At 68.2% G+C, this 24,849-nt stretch carries 25 protein-coding genes; 17 read left to right on the top strand and 8 right to left on the bottom strand.

All coding sequences use genetic code 11. The features are described from left to right. Window positions 1–130 precede the first annotated feature (130 nt). The 15 genes from flgB (at window position 131) to AAG688_RS07695 (ending at window position 14,196) form a co-directional block, all read left to right on the top strand. Window positions 131–526, top strand: a complete 396-nt coding sequence (gene flgB, locus AAG688_RS07765; protein WP_411834762.1) for a flagellar basal body rod protein FlgB — start codon at window positions 131–133, stop codon at window positions 524–526. 11 nt (window positions 527–537) lie between these two features. After that, window positions 538–945 carry a flagellar basal body rod protein FlgC gene (gene flgC / locus AAG688_RS07760; protein ID WP_411834761.1) on the top strand — a complete coding sequence of 136 codons (408 nt, stop codon included), beginning with the start codon at window positions 538–540 and terminating at the stop codon, window positions 943–945. A 32-nt stretch (window positions 946–977) separates the two neighbouring features. Beyond that, window positions 978–1,649 carry a flagellar hook capping FlgD N-terminal domain-containing protein gene (locus tag AAG688_RS07755; RefSeq protein WP_411834760.1) on the top strand — a complete coding sequence of 224 codons (672 nt, stop codon included), beginning with the start codon at window positions 978–980 and terminating at the stop codon, window positions 1,647–1,649. Window positions 1,650–1,697: 48 nt separating this feature from the next. Further along, window positions 1,698–2,918 carry a flagellar hook protein FlgE gene (gene flgE, locus AAG688_RS07750; RefSeq protein WP_411834759.1) on the top strand — a complete coding sequence of 407 codons (1,221 nt, stop codon included), beginning with the start codon at window positions 1,698–1,700 and terminating at the stop codon, window positions 2,916–2,918. A gap of 199 nt (window positions 2,919–3,117) precedes the next feature. Then, window positions 3,118–3,867 (top strand): flagellar basal body rod protein FlgF, encoded by a 750-nt coding sequence (locus tag AAG688_RS07745; protein ID WP_411834758.1) that lies wholly within the window; start codon window positions 3,118–3,120, stop codon window positions 3,865–3,867. Window positions 3,868–4,180: 313 nt separating this feature from the next. Continuing rightward, window positions 4,181–4,966 (top strand): flagellar basal-body rod protein FlgG, encoded by a 786-nt coding sequence (gene flgG / locus AAG688_RS07740; protein ID WP_411834756.1) that lies wholly within the window; start codon window positions 4,181–4,183, stop codon window positions 4,964–4,966. A 10-nt stretch (window positions 4,967–4,976) separates the two neighbouring features. Next, on the top strand, window positions 4,977–5,663 hold the full coding sequence (gene flgH / locus AAG688_RS07735) for a flagellar basal body L-ring protein FlgH (RefSeq protein ID WP_411834755.1): 687 nt from the start codon (window positions 4,977–4,979) through the stop codon (window positions 5,661–5,663). A 7-nt stretch (window positions 5,664–5,670) separates the two neighbouring features. Further along, window positions 5,671–6,795, top strand: a complete 1,125-nt coding sequence (locus tag AAG688_RS07730) for a flagellar basal body P-ring protein FlgI (protein ID WP_411834754.1) — start codon at window positions 5,671–5,673, stop codon at window positions 6,793–6,795. A 1-nt stretch (window position 6,796) separates the two neighbouring features. Further along, the gene (gene flgJ, locus AAG688_RS07725) at window positions 6,797–7,840 is read left to right on the top strand and encodes a flagellar assembly peptidoglycan hydrolase FlgJ (RefSeq protein WP_411834753.1); all 1,044 of its coding nucleotides are present in this window, start codon (window positions 6,797–6,799) and stop codon (window positions 7,838–7,840) included. Between the two features lie 15 nt (window positions 7,841–7,855). Continuing rightward, window positions 7,856–9,739: a flagellar hook-associated protein FlgK gene (flgK, locus tag AAG688_RS07720; RefSeq protein WP_411834752.1), complete on the top strand. Its 1,884-nt coding sequence runs from the start codon at window positions 7,856–7,858 to the stop codon at window positions 9,737–9,739. After that, complete coding sequence (flgL, locus tag AAG688_RS07715; RefSeq protein ID WP_411834751.1) at window positions 9,736–10,938, top strand: flagellar hook-associated protein FlgL; 1,203 nt, start codon at window positions 9,736–9,738, stop codon at window positions 10,936–10,938. Before flgK ends, flgL begins: the two co-directional genes overlap by 4 nt. A gap of 1,192 nt (window positions 10,939–12,130) precedes the next feature. Then, the gene (locus tag AAG688_RS07710; protein ID WP_411834750.1) at window positions 12,131–12,433 is read left to right on the top strand and encodes a putative quinol monooxygenase; all 303 of its coding nucleotides are present in this window, start codon (window positions 12,131–12,133) and stop codon (window positions 12,431–12,433) included. A 141-nt stretch (window positions 12,434–12,574) separates the two neighbouring features. After that, window positions 12,575–12,970: a DUF1810 domain-containing protein gene (locus AAG688_RS07705; RefSeq protein ID WP_411834749.1), complete on the top strand. Its 396-nt coding sequence runs from the start codon at window positions 12,575–12,577 to the stop codon at window positions 12,968–12,970. A 93-nt stretch (window positions 12,971–13,063) separates the two neighbouring features. Then, window positions 13,064–13,378, top strand: a complete 315-nt coding sequence (locus AAG688_RS07700) for a DUF1153 domain-containing protein (protein WP_411833340.1) — start codon at window positions 13,064–13,066, stop codon at window positions 13,376–13,378. After that, entirely contained in the window at window positions 13,378–14,196 is an 819-nt protein-coding gene (locus AAG688_RS07695; protein ID WP_411833735.1) for an IS3 family transposase, read from the top strand. Before AAG688_RS07700 ends, AAG688_RS07695 begins: the two co-directional genes overlap by 1 nt. A 112-nt stretch (window positions 14,197–14,308) precedes the next feature. Here AAG688_RS07695 and AAG688_RS07690 read toward each other — a convergent pair whose 3' ends face one another. From AAG688_RS07690 to AAG688_RS07675, 4 genes are all read right to left on the bottom strand, one after another. Beyond that, the gene (locus AAG688_RS07690; protein ID WP_411834748.1) at window positions 14,309–15,436 is read right to left on the bottom strand and encodes an HDOD domain-containing protein; all 1,128 of its coding nucleotides are present in this window, start codon (window positions 15,434–15,436) and stop codon (window positions 14,309–14,311) included. A gap of 414 nt (window positions 15,437–15,850) precedes the next feature. Further along, window positions 15,851–16,972, bottom strand: a complete 1,122-nt coding sequence (cfa, locus tag AAG688_RS07685; protein ID WP_411834747.1) for a cyclopropane fatty acyl phospholipid synthase — start codon at window positions 16,970–16,972, stop codon at window positions 15,851–15,853. Between the two features lie 11 nt (window positions 16,973–16,983). Beyond that, window positions 16,984–17,838, bottom strand: a complete 855-nt coding sequence (locus AAG688_RS07680; RefSeq protein WP_411834746.1) for a hypothetical protein — start codon at window positions 17,836–17,838, stop codon at window positions 16,984–16,986. Window positions 17,839–17,892: 54 nt separating this feature from the next. After that, window positions 17,893–18,174 carry a GNAT family N-acetyltransferase gene (locus AAG688_RS07675; protein ID WP_411834745.1) on the bottom strand — a complete coding sequence of 94 codons (282 nt, stop codon included), beginning with the start codon at window positions 18,172–18,174 and terminating at the stop codon, window positions 17,893–17,895. A gap of 217 nt (window positions 18,175–18,391) precedes the next feature. Here AAG688_RS07675 and AAG688_RS07670 point away from each other — a divergent pair, with 217 nt between their 5' ends. Continuing rightward, window positions 18,392–18,610: a hypothetical protein gene (locus AAG688_RS07670; protein WP_411834744.1), complete on the top strand. Its 219-nt coding sequence runs from the start codon at window positions 18,392–18,394 to the stop codon at window positions 18,608–18,610. A 151-nt stretch (window positions 18,611–18,761) separates the two neighbouring features. Here the strand turns inward: AAG688_RS07670 and AAG688_RS07665 are convergent, their stop codons facing one another. From AAG688_RS07665 to AAG688_RS07655, 3 genes are all read right to left on the bottom strand, one after another. After that, entirely contained in the window at window positions 18,762–19,481 is a 720-nt protein-coding gene (locus tag AAG688_RS07665; protein WP_411834743.1) for a hypothetical protein, read from the bottom strand. Between the two features lie 71 nt (window positions 19,482–19,552). Then, a complete protein-coding gene (locus AAG688_RS07660; protein ID WP_411834742.1) occupies window positions 19,553–20,170 on the bottom strand; it encodes a rhomboid family intramembrane serine protease in 618 nt (205 codons plus the stop codon). 7 nt (window positions 20,171–20,177) lie between these two features. After that, window positions 20,178–21,818 (bottom strand): oligopeptide:H+ symporter, encoded by a 1,641-nt coding sequence (locus AAG688_RS07655; RefSeq protein WP_411834741.1) that lies wholly within the window; start codon window positions 21,816–21,818, stop codon window positions 20,178–20,180. Between the two features lie 124 nt (window positions 21,819–21,942). On the opposite strand from AAG688_RS07655, the gene AAG688_RS07650 reads away from it, so the two are divergent. Further along, window positions 21,943–23,721 (top strand): M14 family metallopeptidase, encoded by a 1,779-nt coding sequence (locus AAG688_RS07650; protein ID WP_411834740.1) that lies wholly within the window; start codon window positions 21,943–21,945, stop codon window positions 23,719–23,721. 223 nt (window positions 23,722–23,944) lie between these two features. Here the strand turns inward: AAG688_RS07650 and AAG688_RS07645 are convergent, their stop codons facing one another. Next, window positions 23,945–24,832 (bottom strand): ZIP family metal transporter, encoded by an 888-nt coding sequence (locus tag AAG688_RS07645; RefSeq protein ID WP_411834739.1) that lies wholly within the window; start codon window positions 24,830–24,832, stop codon window positions 23,945–23,947. Window positions 24,833–24,849: the final 17 nt, after the last annotated feature.

Raw genomic sequence — 24,849 nt, 5'->3', positions numbered from 1 at the left:
AAGATCCCGGCTCTAGCCTCTAGTCCCTAGCCTCTAGCCCCTAGCCCCTAGCCCCTAGCCCCTCGCCCCTCGTCCCCCGCTCTGGCACAGGACTTGCCTACCCCAAGGCAACGATCCGCCGGAGCGTGCCATGTCCAACCCGATATCCGACTACCTGGGCGTCCATGCCGCGGCGCTGCCGTTGCGCGAGCAGCGCATGAAGGTCATTGCCAGCAACCTGAGCAATGCCGACACCCCGGGCTACAAGGCCAAGGACATCAGCTTCGACGCCGCGCTGCAGGCGGTCGCCGCCCAGGCCAGCCGCTCCCCGTCGCTCAACGTCACCGACGCCCGCCACATCGACGGACTCGGCCTGCCGGTGCAGATCCACGAGCGCCCCGGCGTGCAGCCCAGCCTGGACGGCAACACCGTCGACGCCGACGTCGAGCGCGCCGCCTACGGCCGCGCGGCGCTGGAATACCGCGCCTCGCTCAGCTTCATCGAATCCAAGGTGCGCGGCATGCTCACCGCGATCACCGGCCAGTAAGGGGCGCAGCCATGAGCAACCTGCCCATCTTCGACGTCGCCGGTTCCGCGCTGCAGGCGCAGTCGGTGCGGCTGAACACCATCGCCAGCAACCTTTCCAACGCCGACTCGGTCGCCTCCTCGCCCGACGCGGTCTACAAGCCCATCGAACCCATCTTCAAGGCCAACCCGATCGCCGCCGACGGCTCGCTGACCGGCGTGCAGGTCAAGGAGATCACCCAGAGCCAGGCGCCGCCGGTCAAGCGCTACGAGCCCGGCCACCCGCTGGCCGACGCCGACGGCTACGTCTACGCGCCCGACATCGATCCGGTGGCGCAGATGGTCAACCTGATCTCCGCCTCGCGCGGCTACCAGGCCGGCGTGGAAGTGCTCAACACCGCCAAGGAACTGGCGCTGGCCACGCTGTCGATGGGCCGCTGAGGGCGAACGCACATGCATACAGGGGAACCGCAATGACCACCATCGGCAACGATCCGTTCGCCGCCACCACCGCCGCCGGCGCCACCGCCAGGAAGCCCGAGGCGCTCGGGCAGGCCGACTTCATGCGCCTGATGACCGAGCAGCTCAAGCACCAGGATCCGCTCAAGCCGCTGTCCAACAGCGAGTTCATCGGCCAGTTGGCGCAGTTTTCCACCGTACAGGGGATATCGGACTTGAACACCACCGTCACCGGCTTCACCAGTGCCCTGACCGGCGACCAGGTGCTCAAGGGCGCCTCGCTGGTCGGCCATTCGGTGCTGCTGCCCTCGCAGAAACTCGCCCTCACCGAGCAGGGCGCGGCCACCGGCACGGTGATGGCGCCGGAGGCCGGCGTGGTCAACCTGGAGATCAGCGACGCCAGCGGCGTGGTCGTGCAGAAGCTGGTGCTCGAAGCCGACGGCAAGGGCGAGGTGCCGTTCTCGTGGGACGGCCGCAACGCCAGGGGCGACCAGATGCCGACCGGCACCTATTCGATCAAGGCCACCCACGTCGCCGCCAACGGCACCAACACCGCGCTCAACACCTACGTCGACGCCACCGTCGACAGCGTGACCATCGGCTCGGACGGCCTCTACCTCAACCTGCCCGGCCTGGGCACCGCCCCGCTCGACTACGTGCTGCGCATCGGCAAGTCGGCTTCCTGACCCTGACATCCACGGACCACACGGCCCGGCATCCGCAAGGAGTTCATCATGGCTTTCAACAGTTCGCTCTCCGGCATGAAGGCGGCCAACGCCGACCTCAACGTCACCTCGCACAACATCGCCAACGTCAACACCACCGGCTTCAAGGAATCGCGCGCCGAGTTCGCCGAGGTGTTCTCGACCACCGGCTACGGCCTGCTGCGCAACAGCATCGGCGCCGGCGTGCGGCTGACCAACGTGGCCCAGCAGTTCTCGCAGGGCGACATCAACCAGACCGGGCGCTACCTGGACATGGCGGTGGACCGCGAGGGCTTCTTCACCGTCAGCAACAACGGCACCAACGTCTACACCCGCGCCGGCAACTTCCAGCGCGACCCCAACGGCTACGTCACCACGCCGGACGGCTTCCGCCTGCAGGTGTTCCCGCCGCGCGGCGACGGCCTCGGCTTCGACACCGGCCGCACGGTCGATCTGCAGTTGCTGACCAGCGACAGCCCGCCCAGCCCGACCACCGGCGTGCACCTGGGCGTCACCCTGCCCGGCAACGCCGCCGCGCCGACCATCAGCCCGTTCTCGCCCACCGATGGCAACAGCTACAACGAGACCACCTCGGTCACCGTGTACGACTCGCTCGGCGTGGCCCACCAGCAGACGGTGTTCTACGTCAAGACCGCCAATCCGAACGAATGGGAGATGCACGTCTACGTCGACGGCACCTCGATGGGCACGCCGACCGCCGTGCAGTTCGACGACAACGGCGTCCTGACCTCCCCGCCCAACGGGCGGATCACGCTGGATCCGTTCACCCCCACCACCGGCGCCGGCGTGCTGAACATGACGCTGGACATCAGCGGCACCAACCAGTACGGCGAGGCCTTCGCCAAGAAGGACCAGCGCCAGGACGGCTACGCCAGCGGCAAGCTCAACGAGTTCACCGTCTCGCCGCAGGGCGTGGTGTACGCGCGCTATTCCAACGGCGTCGATCGTCCCATCGGCCAGGTCGCGCTGACCGTGTTCACCAACCCGCAGGGCCTGGTGTCGCAGGGCAACAACACCTGGACCCACAGCTACATCTCGGGCGAGCCGCGCACCGGCGCGCCGGGCACCTCGGACTTCGGCCAGATCGCCTCCGGCGCGCTGGAAGCCTCGACCGTGGACCTGACCGAGCAGCTGGTCAACATGATCGTGGCCCAGCGCAACTTCCAGGCCAATTCGCAGATGCTGTCGACGCAGGATCAGATTACGCAGACCGTCATCAATATTCGTTGAGGCTAGAAGTGAGCGGAGAGGAGTGAGGAGTGAGGGAAGCGCATTCTCGCCTCCCCGACTCCCCCAACTCCTCTCGCTCCCGCTCCTTCCGCTTCTGCTTCTGCTTCTGCTCCTCCCGCTCTTCTCACTCCTCACTCCTCTCCGCTCACTCCTCGCTTCTCGCTCCTCACTCCTCTCCACTCACTCCTCGCCTCTAACCATGGACAAAGCCCTCTACGTCGCCATGACCGGCGCCCGCGCCTCGCTGCAGGCGCAGGGCAACGTGGCGCACAACCTGGCCAACGTGGACACCAAGGGCTTCAAGGCCGCCCTGGCGCACACCGAGGCGTTCAAGATTCCCGGCGCCGGCTTTCCGTCACGCTACGACGCCATGCCGGTGCAGCCCGGCTACGACGCGCGGCCGGGTTCGCAGATGGTCACCGGCCGCACGCTCGACGTGGCGCTGCAGCAGGACCAGTGGCTGGCCGTGCAGGCCGGCGACGGAAGCACCGCCTACACCCGCAACGGCGAGCTGGCGATCACCGCCAACGGCATGCTGGTCACCGCCGGCGGCCACCCGGTGCTGGACGAGATCGGCAACCCGATGGTGGTGCCGCCGGCGCAGTCCATCGACATCGGCGGCGACGGCACCGTCTCCATCGTGCCGCAGGGTGAAGGCCCGCAGACGATGTCGATGGTCGGGCGCATGCGCATCGTCACCGCCACCCGCGAGCAGATCGCCCGCGGCGGCGACGGCCTGATGCGCCAGACCGACCCGCAGGCCGAACTGCCGCAGGCCACCGGCAACAGCCTGACCAGCGGCGTGCTGGAAGGCAGCAACGTCGATGCCGCCGGCGCGCTGGTGCAGATGATCCAGTTGCAGCGCCAGTTCGAGATGCAGGTCAAGGTGATCCGCACCGGCGACGAGATGGCGCAGTCGTCGAACCAGTTGCTGAGGCTGGGGGGATGAGGGGCTGGGGCTAGGGGCTAGGGATTAGGGATTAGGGATTAGGGATTAGGGAAAGCCTATCGCCTCCGCTCGTCATACCAGCGCAAGCGGGATGACGACATACCTCCAAAGCCGGCTTGCGCCGGCTTTCTGACGTCTGGGGCCTGCCGTACCGGACGCTGCGACACCACGCCCTTCCTGCGCGCCGGACTTCCGTCCCCGGTTTCGGCACAGGACTTGCCTTGACCTATCCGCAGGTCCGCTTTTCCGAATCCCCGCTTTCAACGGACGAATGTCCGGTCATCCCCAATCCTCAACCTCAAGGAGCCCCGCCATGAACCAGGCCCTCTGGGTCGCCAAGACCGGACTGGATGCGCAGCAGACGCGCATGTCGGTGGTCTCCAACAACCTGGCCAACACCAACACCACCGGCTTCAAGCGCGATCGCGCCAGCTTCGAGGACCTGCTATACCAGCAGGTGCGCCAGCCCGGCGGCTCGACCTCGCAGCAGACGCAGCTGCCGTCCGGCCTGCAACTGGGCACCGGCGTGCGCGTGGTCGCCACCTCCAAGGACTTCCAGCAGGGCAACCCGCAGCAGACCGGGCGCTCGCTGGACGTGATGGTCAACGGCCGCGGCTTCTTCGAGGTGCTGCTGCCCGACGGCACGCCCGCCTACACCCGCGACGGCAGCTTCCAGATCAACGCCCAGGGCGAGCTGGCCACCAACTCCGGCTATCCGGTGCAGCCCGGCATCCAGGTGCCGGAGGGCGCGCAGTCGATGACCATCGGCAACGACGGCACCATCAGCGTGACGATGGCCGGCGAGGCGCAGGCGCTGGAGATCGGCTCGCTGACCCTGACCGACTTCGTCAATCCGTCCGGCCTGCAGGCCAAGGGCGAGAACCTCTACGTCGAGACCACCGCCTCCGGCCCCGCGCAGAACGGCACGCCCGGCCTCAACGGCCTCGGCAGCCTGGTGCAGGGCTCGCTGGAAGGCTCCAACGTCAACGTGGTCGAGGAGCTGGTCAGCATGATCGAGACCCAGCGCGCCTACGAGATGAACGCCAAGGCCATCTCCACCACCGACGCCATGCTCGGCTACCTCAACAACAACGTCTGAGGCCCATGCGATGAAACGCTCCTCCCTCGCCACCGCGCTGGCCCTGTCGCTGGTCCTGCTGCCCGGCTGCGCGCGCTATTACGGCGACGTGCGCCCCTACGCGCCGATGCAGCCCCTCCAGCCGGTGATGGCCGTGCAGGCGCCGGCCAGCGACGGCGCCATCTACCGCGCCGGCCCCGGCCTGAACCTCTACGGCGACCGCCGCGCGCGCGACGTCGGCGATCTGCTGACCATCAACCTGGTCGAGAACACCACCGCGCAGACTTCGGCCACCACCGCCATCGACAAGGAAAGCGACATCTCGATGGCCGCGCCCAACATCGCCGGCGCCGCGGTGACCTACAAGGGCCGCGACATCCTCAGCGCCTCGGTCAACGGCGAGCGCGGCTTCAGCGGCTCGGGCAACAGCGCGCAGAGCAACCGCCTGGCCGGCAGCCTGACCGTCACCGTGATCCAGCGCCTGCCCAACGGCAACCTGGTCGTGCAGGGGCAGAAGAACATGCGCCTGAACCAGGGCGACGAGCTGGTGCAGATCCAGGGCATCGTGCGCCAGGCCGACATCAACCCGGACAACAGCATCGCCTCCAGCAAGGTGGCCGACGCGCGCATCGCCTACGGCGGCCGCGGCGCCATCGCGCAGTCCAACTCGATGGGCTGGCTGGGACGGTTCTTCAATTCGCCGATCTTCCCCCATTGAGGCGGCCATGAACCTTTTCCGCGGCATCCGTCACCTGCGTCCGCTGCTGGTCCTGCTGGGCCTATCGCTGGCGCTCAGCGCGCAGGCCGAGCGCATCAAGGACCTGGCCCAGGTCGGCGGCGTGCGCAGCAATCCGCTGGTCGGCTACGGCCTGGTGGTGGGCCTGGACGGCAGCGGCGACCGCACCAGCCAGGCGCCCTTCACCGTGCAGAGCCTGAAGAGCCTGCTCGGCGAGCTGGGCGTCAACGTACCGCCCAACGTCAACCCGCAGCTGAAGAACGTCGCCGCGGTCGCCATCCATGCCGACCTGCCCGCCTTCGCCAAGCCCGGCCAGCCGATCGACATCACCGTCTCTTCCATCGGCAATGCCACCTCGCTGCGCGGCGGCAGCCTGCTGATGGCCCCGCTGCGCGGCGCCGACGGCGAGATCTACGCCATCGCGCAGGGCAACCTGGTGGTCGGCGGCTTCGGCGCGCAGGGCAAGGACGGCTCGCGCGTGTCGGTCAACGTGCCCAGCGTCGGCCGCATCCCCAACGGCGCGATCGTCGAGCGCGCGGTGCCCGGCGGCTTCGGCAGCAGCGACGTGGTCACGCTGAACCTGCACAAGGGCGACTTCACCACCGTCTCGCGGATGGTCGCCGCGCTGGAGCAGACCTTCGGCGCCGGCACCGCGCAGGCGATCGACGCGGTCACCGTGCAGGTGCGCGCGCCGGCCGATCCGTCGCGCCGCATCAACTTCATGGCCCAGGTCGAGAACCTGGAGCTGACCCCGGGCAGCGCGCCGGCCAAGGTCATCGTCAACGCGCGCACCGGCACCGTGGTGATCGGCTCGCAGGTGCAGGTGATGCCGGCGGCGATCACGCATGGCTCGCTGACCGTGACCATCACCGAGTCGGCCAACGTCAGCCAGCCCTACGAGTTCTCGCGCGGCGGCCAGACCGTGGTGACGCCGCAGTCGCAGGTGTCGATCAGCGCCGAGGGCAACCGCATGTTCAAGTTCGCCGGCGGCACCTCGCTGGACGAGATCGTGCGCGCGGTCAACGAGGTCGGCGCCGCGCCGGGCGATCTGATCGCCATCCTGGAAGCGCTCAAGCAGGCCGGCGCGCTGCGCGCGGAGCTGGAGGTGATCTGACATGGCCGCGCCCTCGATCAACCTGCTGCAACCCGCCCTGCCGCTCAACGCCGGCGACAAGCCGAGCGCGGCGCGCATCGACGAGGTCGCGCGCAGGTTCGAGGGCCAGTTCGCGCAGATGCTGATCAAGTGCATGCGCGACGCCAGCTTCGGCGACTCGCTGTTCCCCGGCGAGAACCAGATGTTCCGCGACATGTACGACCAGCAGCTGGCCAAGGCGATGACCGAGGGCAAGGGGCTGGGACTGGCGCCGATGATCGCGCGCCAGCTCGGCGGCGGCGATACGGCGGCCACGCCGGTGCCGGCGCGCTTCGGGCTGGAGGAATACCGCCGCATGGCCCCGGCCGCCACCGGCGCGGCGCAGATGCTCGACGCCATCGCCGGCCGCGGCGCCGCGCCGGGCGCGAGCGACGAGGCCGATGCCCTGTCGCTGTCGCCGATGCTCAGGGCGCTGACCGCCGGCGCGGCCTCCGAGGCCTGCGAGCAGGTCGAGCAGGTCGCCGCGGCCAGGCCGGAGAACTACGCCAGGAACACGCCCGAGCGCTTCGTCTCGGAAATCTGGTCGCACGCGCAGGACGCGGCGAAGGAACTCGGCGTCGACCCGCGCGCGCTGGTCGCCCAGGCCGCGCTGGAAACCGGCTGGGGCCGCAAGGTCATCCAGCGCAACGACGGCGGCAGCGCGCACAACCTGTTCGGCATCAAGGCCACCGGCTGGAAGGGCGAGCGCGCCCGCACCGGCACCCACGAATACGTCAACGGCGTGCGCCGCAACGAGAGCGCCGAGTTCCGCGCCTACGCCTCGCCCGCCGAGAGCTTCGCCGACTACGTGCGGCTGCTGAAGAACAACCCGCGCTACCAGCAGGCGCTGGCCGCCGGCAAGGACATCGCCGGCTTCGCGCGCGGCCTGCAGAAGGCCGGCTACGCCACCGACCCGTCCTACGCCGCCAAGATTTCCGCCATCGCCCACGGCCCCACCCTGGGCAAGGTGATCGGCGCGGTCGGCGGCGCCGTGCAATCGGCCCTCGGCCACGTGCAGCGTCGCTGATCCAGGAGTTCCTCCATGTCCAACCTCCTCGCCACCGGCAGTTCCGCCCTCATCGCTTTCCAGCGCGCGCTGTCGACGGTCAGCCACAACGTCGCCAATGTCGCCACCGAGGGCTACTCGCGCCAGCGCGTGGAACTGGCCGCGCGCGAAGGCAGTTTCCGCGGCTACGGCAGCCAGGGCAGCGGCGTGCAGATCGTCGACATCCGCCGCATGGCCGATTCGCTGGCCACCGCGCGCCTGCTCGACAGCGGCGGCGAGCTGAGCCGACTGCAGCAGCTGTCCAGCCTGTCCAACCGCGTCGACAGCCTGTTCTCGGAAAAGGCCACCGGCATCAGCCAGTCGTGGTCGAGCTTCTTCGATTCGGTCAGCGCGTTGTCGTCCAACGCCGCCTCGGCGGCCGAGCGCGAGAACGTGCTGGCGCAGGGCAAGGCGCTGGTCACCCGCTTCAACCAGATGAACGGCCAGATGGACCGGCTCAACGACGAGGTCAACACCGGCCTGGTCGCCAGCGTGGACGAGGTCAACCGCCTGGCCCGGGAAATCGCCCAGCTCAACGGCCGCATCGGCAGCAACGTCACCCACGCCTCCGGCGACCTGCTGGACCGGCGCGACCAGTTGATCAGCCAGCTCGTCGGCCATACCGGCGGCAGCACCGCCAGCCAGGGCGGCGGCCACATCAACGTGTTCACCGCCGGCGGCCAGCCATTGGTGGTCGGCGCGAGCGCCAGCACGCTGGTGACCACCGCCGATCCCTACCGCCCCGAGCGGTTGCAGATCGCGCTGGAAACCAACGGCCAGCGCATCACCCTGGGCGGCAACGGCTTCGGCGGCAGGATCGGCGGGCTGATGGAGTTCCGCAACACCGTGCTCGACCCGGCGATGGCCGAACTCGGCCGCATCGCGGTCTCGCTGGCGCAGACCTTCAACGAAGGCCATGCCGCCGGCATGGACCTGTACGGCCAGATGGGCGGCGACTTCTTCAGCCTGCCGCAACCGCGCGTCAACGCCCATGCCGGCAACAACGGCGACGCGACGCTGCAAGCGGTGCTGGGCGATCTGTCCAAGCTCAACGGGCAGAACGTGCTGCTGCGCTTCGACGGCAGCAACTGGTCCGCCACCCATCCCGACACCGGTGCGGCGATCACCGTCACCGGCAGCGGCGTCGTCGGCGATCCGCTGGTGGTCAACGGCATCGAGCTGGTGATCGGCTCCGGCACGCCGGACACCAACGACCGCTTCCTGCTGCAGCCCACCGCCGGCGCGGCCGGCGGCATCTCGCTGGCGATCACCGATCCGGGCCGCCTGGCCGCCGCCAGGCCGGTCAAGGCCAGCGCCGACGTCGGCAACCTCGGCAGCGGCAAGCTCAGCGATCTGAAGGTGGTCAACCCCGGCCACGCCAACCTGCTGGATCCGGTCGAGATCGCCTTCATCGACGCCACCCAGTACACCGTCGGCGGCGCCGGCCCGTTCCCCTACACGCCGGGCCAGGCCATCGCCCACAACGGCTGGAGCGTGCGCCTGGACGGCGCGCCGGCGGCCGGCGACACCTTCGACATCGCGCGCACCGCGGCCGGTTCCAGCGACAACGGCAACGCCACCGTGCTGGCCAACCTGGACGACGCGCGCGCGCTCAACAACGGCACGCTGACCCTCAACGGCGCCATCAGCGGCCTGACAACCCTGGTCGGCTCGGCCGCGCGGCAGGCCGAATACTCGGCCGATGCGCAGCAGATCATCCACGACCAGGCCCAGCTCGCGCGCGACAGCGTCGCTGGCGTCAACCTCGACGAGGAAGCGGCCGACCTGATGCGCCTGCAGCAGGCCTACCAGGCCGCCGCGCAGATCATCTCCACGGCCGACAACATGTTCCAGTCCCTGCTCAGTGCGGTGCGCCGATGAACTACCGTATCTCCAGCGGCATGATGTACCAGCAGTCGGTCGGCATGATGATGGCCAAGCAGTCCAGGCTGGCCCACACGCAGCAGCAGCTCGCCACCGGCCAGAAGCTGATCAGCGCCAAGGACGACCCGGTCGGCGCCGGCAGCGCCGTGCAGTTCGATCGCGCGCTGGCCGAACTGGAGCGCTTCGCCCTGAACGGCAACGCGGTGCTCAACCGGCTCGGCCTGCAGGAAAACGCGCTGACCTCGGCCGGCAGCGCGATGGCGCGCGTGCACGAACTGACCGTGCAGGCCAACAACGCCGCCCTCGGCAACGACAGCCGCCGCGCCATCAGCACCGAACTGAAATCGATCTACCAGGGCCTGCTGGACCTGGCCAACACCAGCGACGGCACCGGCCGCTACCTGTTCGGCGGCACCGAGGATGGCAGCCCGCCGTTCGCCGTGTCCGCCGGCAGCGTCATCTACGCCGGCAACCAGACCCAGCGCGAGGTCGAGGTGGCGCCGGACACCTTCGTAATGGACACCCTGCCCGGCAGCGAGGTGTTCATCCGCCTGCGCACCGGCGATGGCCGCATGGACGGCCGCGCCGATCCCAACAACACCGGCACCGGCCTGCTGATGAACTTCGGCGTCACCGACACCGCCGCGTGGAACGGCGCCAGCTACCGCATCGAATTCGACACCGCCGACAGCTACGTCATCTACGACGCCGGCAACAACCCGGTCGCCAGCGGCGCCTACCAGGCGGGCGACAGCATCGCCCACGGCGGCATGCAGGTGAGGATCGAAGGCCAGCCGGCCATCGGCGACCGCTTCGACGTCGGCCCGTCCCCCACCCGCGACATCTTCTCCACCATGCAAGACCTGATCGACGCGCTGGAAAGCGACCCGGTCAGCGACGTCGACAAGGCCAGGATGCAGAACGCCCTGCAGGGCGCCATGCGCGACATCGCCACCGCGCAGAACCGCATGATCGACGTCCGCGCCAGCGGCGGCGCGCAGATGGCCGCCATCGACAGCGCCGCCGGCCTGCGCGAGGCCAACACGGTGACCCTGAAAGGCAGCCTCTCCACCCTGCGCGACCTCGACTGGGCCGAGGCCATCAGCCGCTACAACATGGAGAACACCGCACTGCAGGCCGCGCAGAGCGTGTTCATGCAGATGCAGTCGCTGTCGCTGTTCAACCTGATGCGCTGAGGCGGCATGCGCCCGCAGCGCGCGCAATAACAGGCTCGGCCACGATCCTTCCCCGGCGGCATCTTCCGCGGCCTCACCCCTTCCGCGCGCTTGCCGCCCCGGTTATCCCCCGATAATCCATACCGCCCCGAAAATCACGGATAACACCGGCAGCCTGTCCTCGCGGCGCTCCTCGTTGCCATCAGGCAAGCCGTTGATTTGACCTGGCATTTCCCGATTGACAAAGCGGACAGCGGCGTCAAGCATACGGCGCTACCACCCGGGAACGGGATCTAAATAGGTGTTAGGTGCCAGGGATGCGTTATCAGCGACTCATAAATCTCATGGCCATCCTTGTCGGCGGCTGCGTCGCGGCGCTAGGTGTACTGCTGTTAGCAATTGCTGCGTCCGATAATGTCAGTCAGGGACAGACAGGGTTGGCGCTCAGCGGCACAGCGCTCCTGCTTGTCGCAGCCCCAGTTCTCGCTGTTCCATTCTCGGTTCGTGCCGCAAAGTGGCTGCTTCTTCTGGCTTTGGCATGTCTCGCCGGCTTGGCCATTATGCTTACCTTTCGACCGCTGCCTGGCGTCACTCCGTCACCGTTGGTGCAGGGGGCTGCCATAGCTTTCGCTGTGTTGCTCGTTCTCCGGGTGTTCTTAGGTCGGCGTGGCAAGAGCGCCGGCCTTGACGCCTAATGATTCATCCAAGCCGAACACGCTTCGCGGGTCGGCTTAACTCAGCGTTAGGTGGCTCACGTGCATCTCAACAGACGAACCTTTGTCGTTACAGCCGTCATGGGCTGCATGGTGCTCACAGCGCCGTGCATGTCTTCAACCACTGGAGAAAACAGTATGTATGGACTCATCGGCAAAATGCGGGCCACGCCTGGGCAACGTGATACCTTGGAAACAGGGGTCCGGAAACAGGGGTCCGGAAACAGGGGTCCGGAAACAGGGGTCAGAGTATCTTTTCCTTCTCAGCGATTGGCTATAAGAAAGCAGGCGCACAACCCCCATCAGGAAAAAAACGTACTCTGACCCCTGTTTCGACCCCTGTTTCGCCTGTTTCGGCGCCTAAGCTAGGGGAAAGACAAGACATAAGGCGTTAGGTGGCTCACGTGCATCTCAGCAGACGAACCTTTGTCGTTACAGCCGTCATGGGCTGCATGGTGCTCACGGCGCCGTGCATGTCTTCAACCACTGGAGAAAACAGTATGTATGGACTCATCGGCAAAATGCGGGCCACGCCTGGGCAACGTGATGCCTTGGTCGCCATCCTTATCGAGGACGTTTCAAGCATGCCCGGCTGCCTGAGCTATGTTGTCGCTCAAGACCCCGCCGATCCGGACGCAATCTGGATCACCGAGGTTTGGGACAGCCAAGCAAGCCATAAGGCGTCACTGTCGCTGCCATCCGTCCAAGATGCAATCACCCGCGGCAAACCGCTTATTGCATCCTTTGATGAACACCACGAGACTGTCCCGGTTGGCGGTCATGGAATCGGACCCGCCCGCTAACAATTCAAGCCGACGCCGCTTCGCGGCGCGGCGCGGCTTAGGCGTTAGGCCCGGGACTGCATATCCAAGCAATCTGATCCGTTCGATCTTTCTCGCTTCGTTGAAGCCCAACGCGATTCATACGGCATTGTCCTTGCCGAGTTGCGTGCCGGCCGCAAGCGCTCGCACTGGATTTGGTACGTATTCCCTCAGTTGCGGGGCTTGGGCCGCAGTTCCACATCACAGCATTTCGGCCTGTCCGGCATCGCTGAAGCCGCGGCCTACTTGACGCATCCTGTACTGGGCAACCGGCTGCGCGAGGCCGTGCGGACCATGTTGGCCAACGGGTCCGTGCCGGCTGCCACGATTCTCGGCGAGTTGGACGCGATGAAGTTCAGGTCTTGTCTTACCCTGTTCGCCGCAGCTGCGCCGGCAGAACCGTTGTTCGCCTCTGCCCTGGAACATTACTTCGCAGGCCAACCGGACCCGCCAACGCTCCGAGTCATTGGCGATCCGGACGATGGTGAATCAACACCCCAAGCGCAACCCTCGGAATAGCTCTTCGAGCCATGCGGCCATTGCCCATCCCGCATGGTCGTGTAATGACCCAGTGATTTCCTGCTCAGGTGCTACCTTTTGACGGAGAGCACGATGAGCCAAGTGATGGACGAAGAGATCAAGCGATGGACGGCCCGGCGGAAGTCGGCGCTGGTGCTGGAAATCATCCAGGGCAAGACGACGGTGGCCGAGGCCAGCCGGCAGTTCGACCTGACCCCATCAGAAGTCGAGGGTTGGGTCGAGGAAGGCAAGCGCGGGATGGAGAACGCCCTGCGGGCGAAGCCCGAGGACGTTCGGGAGCAGTACGAGCGGCAGCTCAAGGACCTGCAGGAAGCTTACGGCGAGGCGATGCTGGAGCTGCGCGCTCGAAAAAAATTGGCGTCCCTGTTGGGCAAGGACGAGACCTGATGGTCTCAATCCAGCAGGGACTGCGGGAGGACGGCTTCGAGGTCTCGATGGTGAAGCTGTGCCGGTGGTTCGGCGTGGCGCGCAGGACGGTGTACTACCGACCGACCAAGGCACCGCCGACGGTGCGGCCGGAGTTGGCCGAGCCGATCAAGGCGCTGATCGAGGAAGAGCCATCGTTCGGCTACCGGACGGTGGCGGGCCTCCTGGACATGAACAAGAACACGGTGCAGCGGATCTTCCAACTGATGGGCTGGCAGGTTCGCAAACGGGCCGTGGGTGCTCGTCCACGGATCCAGGCGCTGCCGTCGGTGGCGCAGGCCCCGGACGAACGTTGGGCGACCGACCTGTGTCGGATCTGGGGTGGTCGGGATGGCTGGCTCACCCTGGCCCTGGTGATCGACTGCTACACCCGGCAGCTGCTGGGCTGGCAACTCTCGCGCAGCGGCAAGGCCAGCACCGCGGCCGCGGCGCTGGAGCAGGCGTTGATCGCCCGGTTCGGGACCTTGGGCCGGGTGCAGGCGCCATTCCTGCTGCGCTCGGACAATGGCCTGGTCTTTACCAGTCGCAACTACACGCGGCTGGTGCGCGGCTACGGCCTGCAGCAGGAGTTCATCACCCCGCACTGCCCGCAGCAGAACGGGATGGTCGAGCGCCTCATCCGAACGTTGAAGGAGCAGTGCGCGCATCGCCACCGCTTCGAAACCCAGCAACACGCCATGCGCGTGATCGGCGATTGGATCCAGTTCTACAACCACCGGCGCCCCCACCAGGCGCTGGGCATGAAGACACCCGCCGAGGCTTATGCCTTAGCAGCCTGACCTGTGCAGGAACCGCTGGGTCATTACAGTCGCGTCATCCATCCCATGCCAGCATCGAAGGGCAGGCCTTACGAGGCACGCCCCGGCATCATGGGGAAACAGTTCCAAGGACTCAGGCCGCATCCTCGGCGATGCGCTCGGACATGAGTCCGGCCATCTCGCGCCAGGCCGGCAACTGGTTCAGCACGCCCAGCGACTTGAGGTAGTCCTCGTCCACCGGTTCGTTGCCGGCCAGCGCGGTGGCCACGTGTACCGCGCCGGGCACCCAGAAGGTGCGCAGGCTGGAGCGCTGCGGCTGGCGGTGGAAGGCCACCGCCTCGACGATCGGCATCGGCAGGCCCCACAGGCCCATCAGGTAGGCGCCGGCCTCGGTGTGGCCGGGGCGCTCGTCCGGTTCGCCGTCGGGATCGAGCGGTTGGCGTTCGTCGCGCACGCCCGGCAGCAGCAGGCCGACGTCGGCCAGCAGCGCGGCGGTCGCGCCCAGTTCGGCGCTGGTGCGCGGCAGGATCCGCGCGGCCAATCGCGAGGCCAGCAGCGCGCGCTGCTGCAGCGCCGCGCGATCGACGTTGGAACCGGTCTTCATCGAAAATACTTCGCTGGCCAGCACCAGGTCGCGCAGCGTCGCCAGTCCCAGCCGGGTGACCGCGCCGCGCAGGTCGGTGATGGCGCGGCCGTTGGAGAAGAACGCCGAGTTGCACAGTTGCAGCACCTTGGCGGCGATGGCGGGGTCGCCCGATACCAGCTGCGCGATGTCGCCGCTGTTGCCCTCGTCTTCCTCCAGCGCGCGGGTCAGCGCGAAATACAGGTGCGGCGGCGACGGCAGGTGCTCGACGCGACCGATGGCCCGGCGCAGGCGCGGGCTGTCGAGCAGGTCGCGCAGTTCCTCCAGGCTGTGGATGGCTTCCAGCACCGTTTCCGACGCCAGCGGCAGCGGCAGCAGCCGGTGCGCCACGCCGATCAGGCGAATCGACGGCGTGCTGCCCATTTCGGTGGCCTGCAGCAGCGCGATGCGGATGGTTTCCGGGCGCAGCGTGCGGATCTGCCCGAGCAGCACCGGCGGGGCCAGGTCCGGCAGCGAGGGACCGACGATGATCACGTCCACCGTCGTATTGGAGACCGCGAACATCGCCGAGTTGCCATCGCTGACCGTCTCGACCTTCCACTCATCGCCCATGTCGCCGATATAGTCGGCCAGATCTTCAGGCAGACAGGCCGCATCGCCAACGTAAAGGATACGCAAAGCAGTTCCCCCGCAAAGGAATTCCAGACATGCGGCGACGCGCCGCGCGCGCCGCTCGCCCACTCAAAATCTACCAAGGTTGTCGGCGCAGCCACGGCATTCTTGAACGTGGAGAAGGGATAGTGCGGAGCCTTTCACATTCTGCACCGGGCGTTGTCGGGCGATCCCCGACAGCGCGCGCAGGCGGTGGGCTTCGCGCTTCATGGCGTGCGGGCAAGCAGGCGGTTGGCTGGGATGCGCAGCGCCGTGAGCCGGGCTTGCCCGGCTGCGCAGGTTCCGGAGTCGGGAGCAGCGGAGCGAGCTCCGCGTTACAGGACCATTCCCTTCCTCCGCAAGCGGGGGAAGGTGCCCGGAGGGCGGATGGGGGCAAGCTCGGCACGCCGCCTTGTGCGGAAATCAAGCAAGCGCCGTCGTTCAGCGCGGCGCCTCGTAGCCTTCCGGCACGCCCTGCGGCGACAGCACCAGCTGCCACAGCTGCGAGCGACGGCTGCGGAAGGTCGCCATCGACGCGGCCAGGTAGAAGCGCCACATCCGGCGGAAGCGTTCGTCGTAGCGAACGGGATCCAGCGCGGGCCAGGCGGCCTCGATGTTGTCGCGCCAGGCCTGCAGCGTGCGGTCGTAATCGGTGCCGAAGCCGTGCCAGTCCTCCAGCACGAAGCTGCCGTCGAAGGCGCGCGCGATCTGCGCGGCCGAAGGCAGCATGGAGTTGGGGAAGATGTAGCGCGCAATCCACGGGTCGGTGCGGTTGACCGAGCGGTTGGTGCCGATGGTATGCAGCAGGAACAGCCCGTGCGGCGGCAGGCAGCGGCGCACCACCCCGAAGTAGGTCGCGTAGTTGCGCACGCCGACGTGCTCGAACATGCCCAGCGAGAAGGCCGCGTCGAACGGCTCGTCCAGATCGCGGTAGTCCTGCTGGCGTATCTCCACCGGCAGCCCGGCGCACAGCTCGCGCGCGTATGCGGCCTGCTCGCGCGAGATGGTGATGCCGACAGCGCTGATGCCGTAGCGCTCGGCGGCGTACTTCAGCGCCTCGCCCCAGCCGCAGCCGATGTCCAGCACGCGCATGCCCGGTTGCAGGCGCAGCTTGCGGCAGACCAGGTCCAGCTTGTCCTCCTGCGCCTGGTCCAGCGTCGTTGCGCGCCGCCAGTAGCCGCAGCTGTAGACCAGCCGCCGGCCCAGCATCGCGCGGTAGAGGTCGTTGCCGAGATCGTAGTGGCGGCGGCCGACCTGGCCGCTGCGGCGGCGCGACTGCGGGTTGAGCCAGCGCGCGCGCAGCGCGTCCCATAGCTGCCCGGCACCGGGGACGCGCTCGTCCAGCCGCGCGGCGAGCAGGCGGAACAGCAGGCCGTCCAGCGACGGCGCATCCCATGCGCCGTCCATGTAGCTCTCGCCCAGGCCCAGCGAGCCCTGCCCCAACAGCCGTGCGTACGTGCGCGGGTCGTGCACGTGCATGTCCCAGGGCCGCGGGCCGTCGATCCGCACGTCCGCCGCGGCCAGCAGGTCGGCGACCCTGCGCTGGAAGCGTGCGTGCGGCATGTCCGCGCGGCCTATCCGGCGAACAGGCCCGCGTACTCGGGCGCCACGTGCGGCAGCAGCACCGGGGCCGGCACGTCCACCGTCTGGGTTCCGTCCGAATAGGGCCCCACCTGGTAAGGCGGAAACACGAAGCGCAGCGCGGTGATCCGGCCGTCCGCATCCAGCAGCGGCTGGAACTGGCCGAAGTTGTCGGCGTCGGGCTGGGTGCCGGCCTGGATCATCCGGCCGGCGCTCTTGATCAACGCGCTGCGCTCGACCGGCGGCAGTTCGTCGGCCTCCACCCGCAGCGACAGCGCGGTGTGCAGTTGCTCGCGCGCGTAGGCGCCGACCGCAATCAATCCCTGCGCGGTCGGCAGCAGGTCGTGGATGGTCAGCAGCTTCTGTTCCTGCACCAGCCAGACGAAGCGCGCCACCAGCGGCTGGCCGTGCGCGCCGCCGGTGTAGCTGCTGCCGTCGGCGGCCACCACCACCATGCGCGGGTTGTCGGCCAGGACCTGGTAGCCCAGCGACAGTTCGTAGGGCGCGGTGGGCTTGTCGTTGCCCAGGCCGTCGACCGCGGCGATCAGCTCCGCGCGCGCGGCGCCGGAATAGTCCGCCAGCACCCGCGCCAGGCCCGGGTGGCGATCCAGGCCGGGCGGATAGCTGATGCCGACGATGTAGCGATCATTGCTCTCGATGAGGTCGCGCAGTTCGACCGGGCCGGCGTCCTCCGTCGGCGCGGCCGCGGCTTCCCCGTCGGCGGGTGCGGGGGCGGTCGCCGGATCGGCGGCCGGCGCGGTCTCGCGTTTGCAGGCGGCCAGGCCGAGGGCCAGCAACGCCGCCAGGCAGAAAGTACGGGACAGCGGATGCACGATGCGTTCCTTCATGTCGATGCGCCGGCCGATAGTGTAGGACGCCGCCCGGCCCGGCTCCAGCGCCGCTCAGGCGTCCGCGAGCAGGTCCGCATGCTCGGGATGCCGCTGCACGTAGGCGGCGGCATAGGGGCAGGCCGCGACCACCTTCCGGCCCTGCGCGCGGGCATGTTCCAGCGCGGTCCTGACCAGTTCGCCGGCGATGCCGCGCCCGCCGATGGCCTCCGGCACCCGGGTGTGGTCGAGGGTCATGACGGCGCCTTCGAGCGTATAGGCCAGTTCGGCCTCGACGCCATCGAGTTCGGTGGCGAAGCGGCAGGCCTCGGCGTCATGCTGGATGGGAAGGGACATGTGGCCTCCTGGTGGGCACGGGCGGGACGGGGATTCGCCCTGTCGGGATAAAACCGACCCCAAATGGGTCAGTGCGACAGAACTGGACGCAATGCGTCACATCCCATCGCCGCGCCGCACGAGAATTGCGACCGACCCCGCAAGGCAAATGATGGTTCATGAATGTTGGCACGATTGCTGCTTGATTGCTCCCAGACCTAGCCTCTGGAGTTCCGTCATGAGCCTCAACGACGCAGTGCCGGTTGCCGATCAGCACGATGCCTTCGCGCACAGCGACTTCACCCTGCTGGAAGGCCTGTACCAGCTGACCATCAGCGGCAATACCCGCGACTGGGAATTCGAACGCCTCAACAACGCCGTCTACGAGCGCCTGATGTCGGCCTACTCGCATGCCGCGATCGGCAGCGCCAACATCAAGCACAGCATGATGGAGTAAGGCGGCGGCTCCGCCTGCCTTGCGGGGCAAGGCCACGCCCTCCCCCGCCACGGGCCCCGCTGCGGGCCTGCCACGCAATCCTCCCTGGTTCCGCCCACGTTCACCCTTCGCCCGCCAGGCTCGATGCTCGCGCGCGTCGGCATGGGTGCTCTCAGCGATTGTCGCGCTTGCCCTGGTTGAACCTGTTCTTGGCGCTGGCGCTGCCCTGGGTCGCACGCATGCGGCTTTCGGCCGCGTGCAGTTCGGTGAGCTTGGCGGAAAGATCCGGGACCGCCGCGACCTGATCGTCATGCGGTGCGTGCACCGCGGTCTCGTTCAAATGCTGCCAGGGCTGCACTTCGCGGTCGTGCTGCTGCTTCTGTTCCAGCAACTGCCGCGTGGTCTCCAGCGCCTGCGCGGGAGTCACGCGGCGGCGCGTCCGCCTGGGGGCCGTGCGCACGCCATCGGCGGGCGACGATGCGCGCCGGGAGGCTGATGCGGGCGCGGAACGACTGGCAGCCTTGCGCGCGGTTTTACTTGCCGTCCCGCCGGCATTGCCCGGGCTCTTGCGCACCGCCGCCTTGCGCACGCTCGCCTTCTTCGCAACCGCCTTCTTCGTTGCTTTCTTCGCCGGCGCTTTCTTCGCCGACGCTTTCTTCACCGATTTCTTCGCCGTGGCCTTCTTTGTCACGGCCTTCTTCGTCGCAGCCTTCTTCGCCGTGGCCTTGCGGGCGCCGGCGGCACGGGATGCGGCGGACTTGGCCGCGGGTTTGCCGGCGGCGGGCTTCTTCTTCGCGGCGGCCTTTGCCGTCGTCTTGCCGGCGGACTTCTTCGCCGCCTTCTTCGCGGTCTTCGCCTTCTTCGCGGCGCCGGACTTGCGTGCGGTGGCCATCGATACCTCCGGGGTGGTGAGACACCGCCGGGATATCACGGCAAACCTTCACGCCAGGTGATAGCGCGGCGTCAGCCCCAGCGCGGCTGCGACAGCTCGCGCAGGAAATGCCCGAGGATGTCCGGCTCCATCGCCACCATGAACAGCATGCCGAACGCCGCGCCGGCCAGGTGCGCGCCGTGGTTGACGTTGTCGCCGCCCCTGCGGTCCATCCAGATGCTGTAGCCCACGTACAGCACGGCGAACACGATCGCCGGCATCGGGATCACGAACACCAGGATGCGCGCCCACGGGTTGAGCAGCACGAACGCGAACAGCACCGCCGACACCGCGCCCGAGGCGCCCAGGCAGGTGTAGTTGGGATCCTTCTGGTGCTTGAGGTAGGTCGGCAGCACCGACACCACCAGCGCGGCCAGGTAGAAGCCGAGGTAGGTCAGGCCGCTGCCGGTCAGCCGGGTCATCAGCTGCTCGATGTAGCGCCCGAAGAAGAACAGCGTGACCATGTTGAACAGCAGGTGCCAGAAGTTGGCGTGCAGGAACCCGTAGGTCAGCAGCCGGTCGTATTGCCGGTGGCGGTCGATGGCCGGCGGCCACAGGATCAGCCGGCCGATCAGCCTGGGGTTCCTGAACGCGATCAGCGACACCACGCAGGTGGCCGCGATCAGCAGCAGGGTGATGGAAACCGGCATCCCGACCTCAGACCGCCGCGCGGTAGTTGTCCTGCATCGGGTAGGTCCACGCGTACAGCGCGAACGCCACTGCCGCCACGAACGCGAAACCGGCGAAGAAGAACATCAGGAACGCGTTCTCGCTCAGCCCGGTTTCGGCGATGCGGCCGAGCACCGCCTCGTTGCGCACGCCGAAGTTGGTCAGCAGCACCCACAGGCTGCCGAAGGTGCTGGTCAGGTACCAGAACGCCATGATCACGCCCTTCATCGCGTGCGGCGCCTGGCTGTAGGCGAACTCCAGCGCGGTCGCCGACACCAGCACCTCGCCGAAGGTCAGCAGCGCATACGGCAGCGACTGCCAGGCCAGCGCGACCGGGTCGCCGCCGTCGATCCACAGTTGCAGCACCGCCGCGGCGATCCAGGCCACGCCCGAGAACGCGATGCCCCAGCCCATGCGGCGCAGCGCGGTGACCCTGAAGCCCATCTTCCGCAGCATCGGATAGAGCACGATGTTGTTGAACGGAATCAGCAGCATCACCAGCAGCGGGTTCAGCGCCTGCATCTGCGACGGCGACACGAACCAGCCCCGCAGCACGTCGCCGATCCCCTGCGGCAGCCATGAGAAGGTCGGCATCACCATCTCGCGGCCCTGGATGATCCAGGTCGAGGCCTTCTGGTCGAACAGCGACCAGAACGGCGTCACCAGCGCGAACACGATGAGGATGCGCAGCACCGCGCGCACGCCGTCCACCGCCGCGTCCGGGTGGGTGCCGCGCGCGCGCTCCAGCTGCAGGGCCACGCCCATGCCGCCCAGCGCGATGACCAGGCCCAGCGCAAGGCAGGCGGAGATGACGAAGCCGAAGTCCGGCCACCACGACGGCGCCAGCGACAGCAGCGACAGCGCCCACAGCAGCAGCAGCGCCACCGCGCCGATCAGGCCCAGCAGCGCCACGTAAAGGCCCCAGCGCCACTGTCCCGGGCTGCGCGTGCGCAGCGCCGTGGTCACGACCTTGAGGAAGGCGTGCGGGTCCGCGCCCGATGGCGGTACGTGGACGTACTTGTTGCGGCCGAGCCAGAAGATCGCCGTGGCGATGAACATCAGCACGCCGGGGATGCCGAACGCCACCGCCGGGCCGAAGCGGTGCAGCAGGAACGGGGCCAGCAGCGAGGCGAAGAACGAGCCGAAGTTGATGATCCAGTAGAACGCGTCGAAGACGATCTTGGCCTTGTCCTTGTTGCTCTGGTCGAACTGGTCGCCGCAGAACGACACCACCAGCGGCTTGATGCCGCCCGAGCCCAGCGCGATCAGGAACAGGCCGGTGAAGAAGCCGGTGCGGCTCTCCTCGAACAGCGCCAGGCAGGCGTGGCCGGCGCAGTAGATCAGCGAGAACCACAGCACGGTGTTGTACTTGCCGAAGAAGCGGTCCGACAGCCAGCCGCCCAGCAGCGGGAAGAAGTACACGCCGATGACGAAGCTGTGGAAGATGTCCTTGGCGTGCCCTTCGCGGTCGATGACGGGCAGGTAGGCCAGGATGATGCTGCCGACCAGGAACTCCACCAGGATGTTGCGCATCCCGTAGAAACTGAACCGCTCGCACGCCTCGTTGCCGATGATGTAGGGAATCTGCCGCGGCATGCGGCCGGGGGTGGCGTTGGCGGTGGTGCTCATCCGTTCTTCCGGTGCAAATTTCCCGAAGGTTACCGTATCGGCGGCGGCAGGGTCGATCCGCACTGTGACGGACGCGCTTTCGCAGGCATCATCACGCCCCTGTTCATCGATGGAACCGCCGTCCATGCCCTGCCCGCGCCCGCTCGCCGTCGCCGTCCTGCTCGCCGCCAGTTCACTGGCCTCGCCGCCCGCGCGCGCGGACGGGCCGGGGCTGTCCACCGTGTCCGAACGCTCGGGGTTCACCAGGACCGGCCGCTACGACGAGGTTGGCGCGCTGTGCGAAGCCTTCGTCAAGGCCTACCCCAAGGCGGTACGCTGCCTGAGCTTCGGCACCACGCCGGAAGGCCAGCCGATGCGGATGCTGGTCGCCTCCACCAGCGGCGCGCTGACCGCCGACCAGGCGCGCCGGCGCGGCCTGCCGGTGGTGCTGGCGCAGGGCGGCATCCACGCCGGCGAGATCGACGGCAAGGACGCCGGCTTCCTGCTGCTGCGCGAACTGCTGGAAGGCAAGGCCGCGCCCGGCGCGCTGGACAAGCTGGTGTGGGTGTTCGTGCCGGTGTTCAACGTGGACGGGCACGAGCGCTTCGGCGCCTGGAACCGCCCCAACCAGCGCGGCCCGGAGGAGATGGGCTGGCGCACCACCGCGCAGAACCTCAACCTCAACCGCGACTACGTCAAGGCCGACGCGCCGGAGATGCAGGCGATGCTGCGCCTGGTCGGCGAGTGGGACCCGCTGGTCTACGTCGATCTGCACGCCACCAACGGCGCGCAGTTCGAGCACGATATCTCCATCCAGGTCGAGCCGATCCACGCCGGCGACGAGGCCCTGCGCACGGTGGGACGCGATCTGCGCGATGGCGTCATCGCCGACCTGGCGCAGGGCGGCGCGCTGCCGCTGCCGTTCTACCCCTCGTTCGTGAAGTACGACGACCCGTCCTCCGGCTTCGAGGACGGAGTGCCGCCGCCGCGCTTCTCGCACGGCTATTTCCAGTTGCGCAACCGCATCGCCATGCTGGTGGAGACGCACTCGTGGAAGACCTATCCGGTGCGCGTCGGCCTGACCCGCGACACGCTGGTGTCGGTGCTGCGGCGCACCGCCGAGCACGGCGCGCAATGGCTGCAGGCCGCGCAGGCCGCTGATGCGCGCGCCGGTGAACTGGCCGGGCGGGAGGTTCCGCAGGCCTGGGCGGCCAGCGCGCGGGCGCGCACCATCGATTTCCGCGGCTACGCCTATACGCGCACGCCCTCGGAGGTGTCGGGCGCGCTGATGACGCGCTACGACGAGAACGTCCCGCAGATCTGGAAGGTGCCGCTGCGCGACGACCTCCGCCCCAGCGTGCAGGTGGCCGCGCCGCGCGCCGGCTACGTGGTGCCGTCCGCGCACGCGGCCTGGGTCGGCGAGAAGCTGCGCCTGCACGGCGTGCAGTTCCGCCGCATCGCCGCGCAGCCCGACGCAGCGGTGCAGGCCTTCCGTGCCGACGGGGCGGATTTCGCCGCGCGCTCGGTCGAGGGACGCCAGCGGATCGACGCCCGCGGCCAGTGGCGGGCCGAGACGCGCGACATCGCCGAGGGCTCGCTGTTCGTGCCGATCGCGCAGCCGCGCGCACGGCTGGCGATGGCGCTGCTGGAGCCGGCCGCGCCGGATTCGCTGCTGGCCTGGGGCGGGTTCAACAACGCCTTCGAGTCGAAGGAGTACATGGAGGACTACGTGGCCGAGCAGGTCGCGCGCGAGATGCTGGCCGACCCGGCGGTCAAGGCGGAGTTCGAGCGGCGGCTGCGCGAGGACAAGGAGTTCGCAGGCAGCGCCGAGGCGCGCCTGCGCTTCTTCCACCAGCGCCATCCGTCCTGGGACGAGCGCTACCGGCTCTATCCGGTGATGCGCGTGGACGTCGCGCCGCGCTGATTCGCCGTTCCCCCTCCCCTTCAAGGGGAGGGCCGGGGTGGGGATGGTGTTCTCCGACGACGTCAAGAATCCTTCAATACCATCCCCGCCCAACCCTCCCCTTGAAGGGGAGGGCTTAGAACACAGGCCTTCGCGCCCGGCGCTCAGGCGTTCGAGCCGATGCGGCCAGTGGCTCGCAAGTATCGGCCCTTCCCCTTGAAGAAAGCTCGATACGACGCGCCCCTCACGCCGCCAGCGCGGTGTCCAGCACCATCATCACGCAGAAGCCGATCGCCAGTCCGAGCGCGGCCAGGCGCGAGTTCCCGCCGCGGGTGGACTCGGGCACCACGCTGTGCACCACCGCGATCAGCATCGCGCCGGCGGCGAACGCCAGGCCCCACGGCAGCAGCGCGGTCGAGATCGTCATTGCCCAGGCACTGGCCACCGCCGCCAGCGGTTCGGCCACGCCCGACAGCACCCCGACGAACACCGCCTTGGTCCGTGCCATGCCGGCGCCCGCCAGCACCAGCGCCACCACCAGGCCTTCGGGAATGTCCTGCAGTGCGATGCCCATCGCCAGGCCCGCCGCTTCCGGCAAGCCGCCACCGGCGGCGACGCCGACCGCCATGCCCTCGGGGATGTTGTGCAGCGCGATCGCCAGCACGAACACCATCACCCGCGACGGCACCAGTTGCCGCTGCGTTTCGGGCGCGTCCTCGGCCAGCACGCGATCCAGCAGCAGCAGGCCCATCGCGCCCAGCAGCAGGCCGATGCTGACCAGGCCGCCCGCGCCCCAGGACGAGTAACCCTGCCCCTGCGCCGCCTCCAGCCCCGGCAGCACCAGCGAGAACGCACTGGCCGCCAGCATCACCCCGGCGCCGAAGCCGAGCAGCGCATCGCCGAGCCGGCGCGGGATGCCGCGCACCACCAGCACCGGCAAGGCGCCGAGCGCGGTCGCCAACCCGCACAATGCGCCGCCGCGCAGGCCGCGCCATACGCCATGCGATTGCAGCTCCGGCGCCGAACTCCAGTGCAGCGCGAGCAGTCCGGACGCCAGCAGCACGACGATGCCCAGCAGCGACGGCCACGCCGTCGTGGACACATGCGCCAGTGGCCGCAGCACACGGTTCATCGCGCAGACTCCCGAAA

This window comes from Pseudoxanthomonas mexicana, from assembly GCF_046736355.1.
Taxonomy (GTDB): Bacteria; Pseudomonadota; Gammaproteobacteria; order Xanthomonadales; family Xanthomonadaceae; genus Pseudoxanthomonas_A; species Pseudoxanthomonas_A mexicana_B.
Note: the sequence above shows the minus strand (reverse complement) of the source record. Positions and strands in the feature narration are given on the sequence as shown.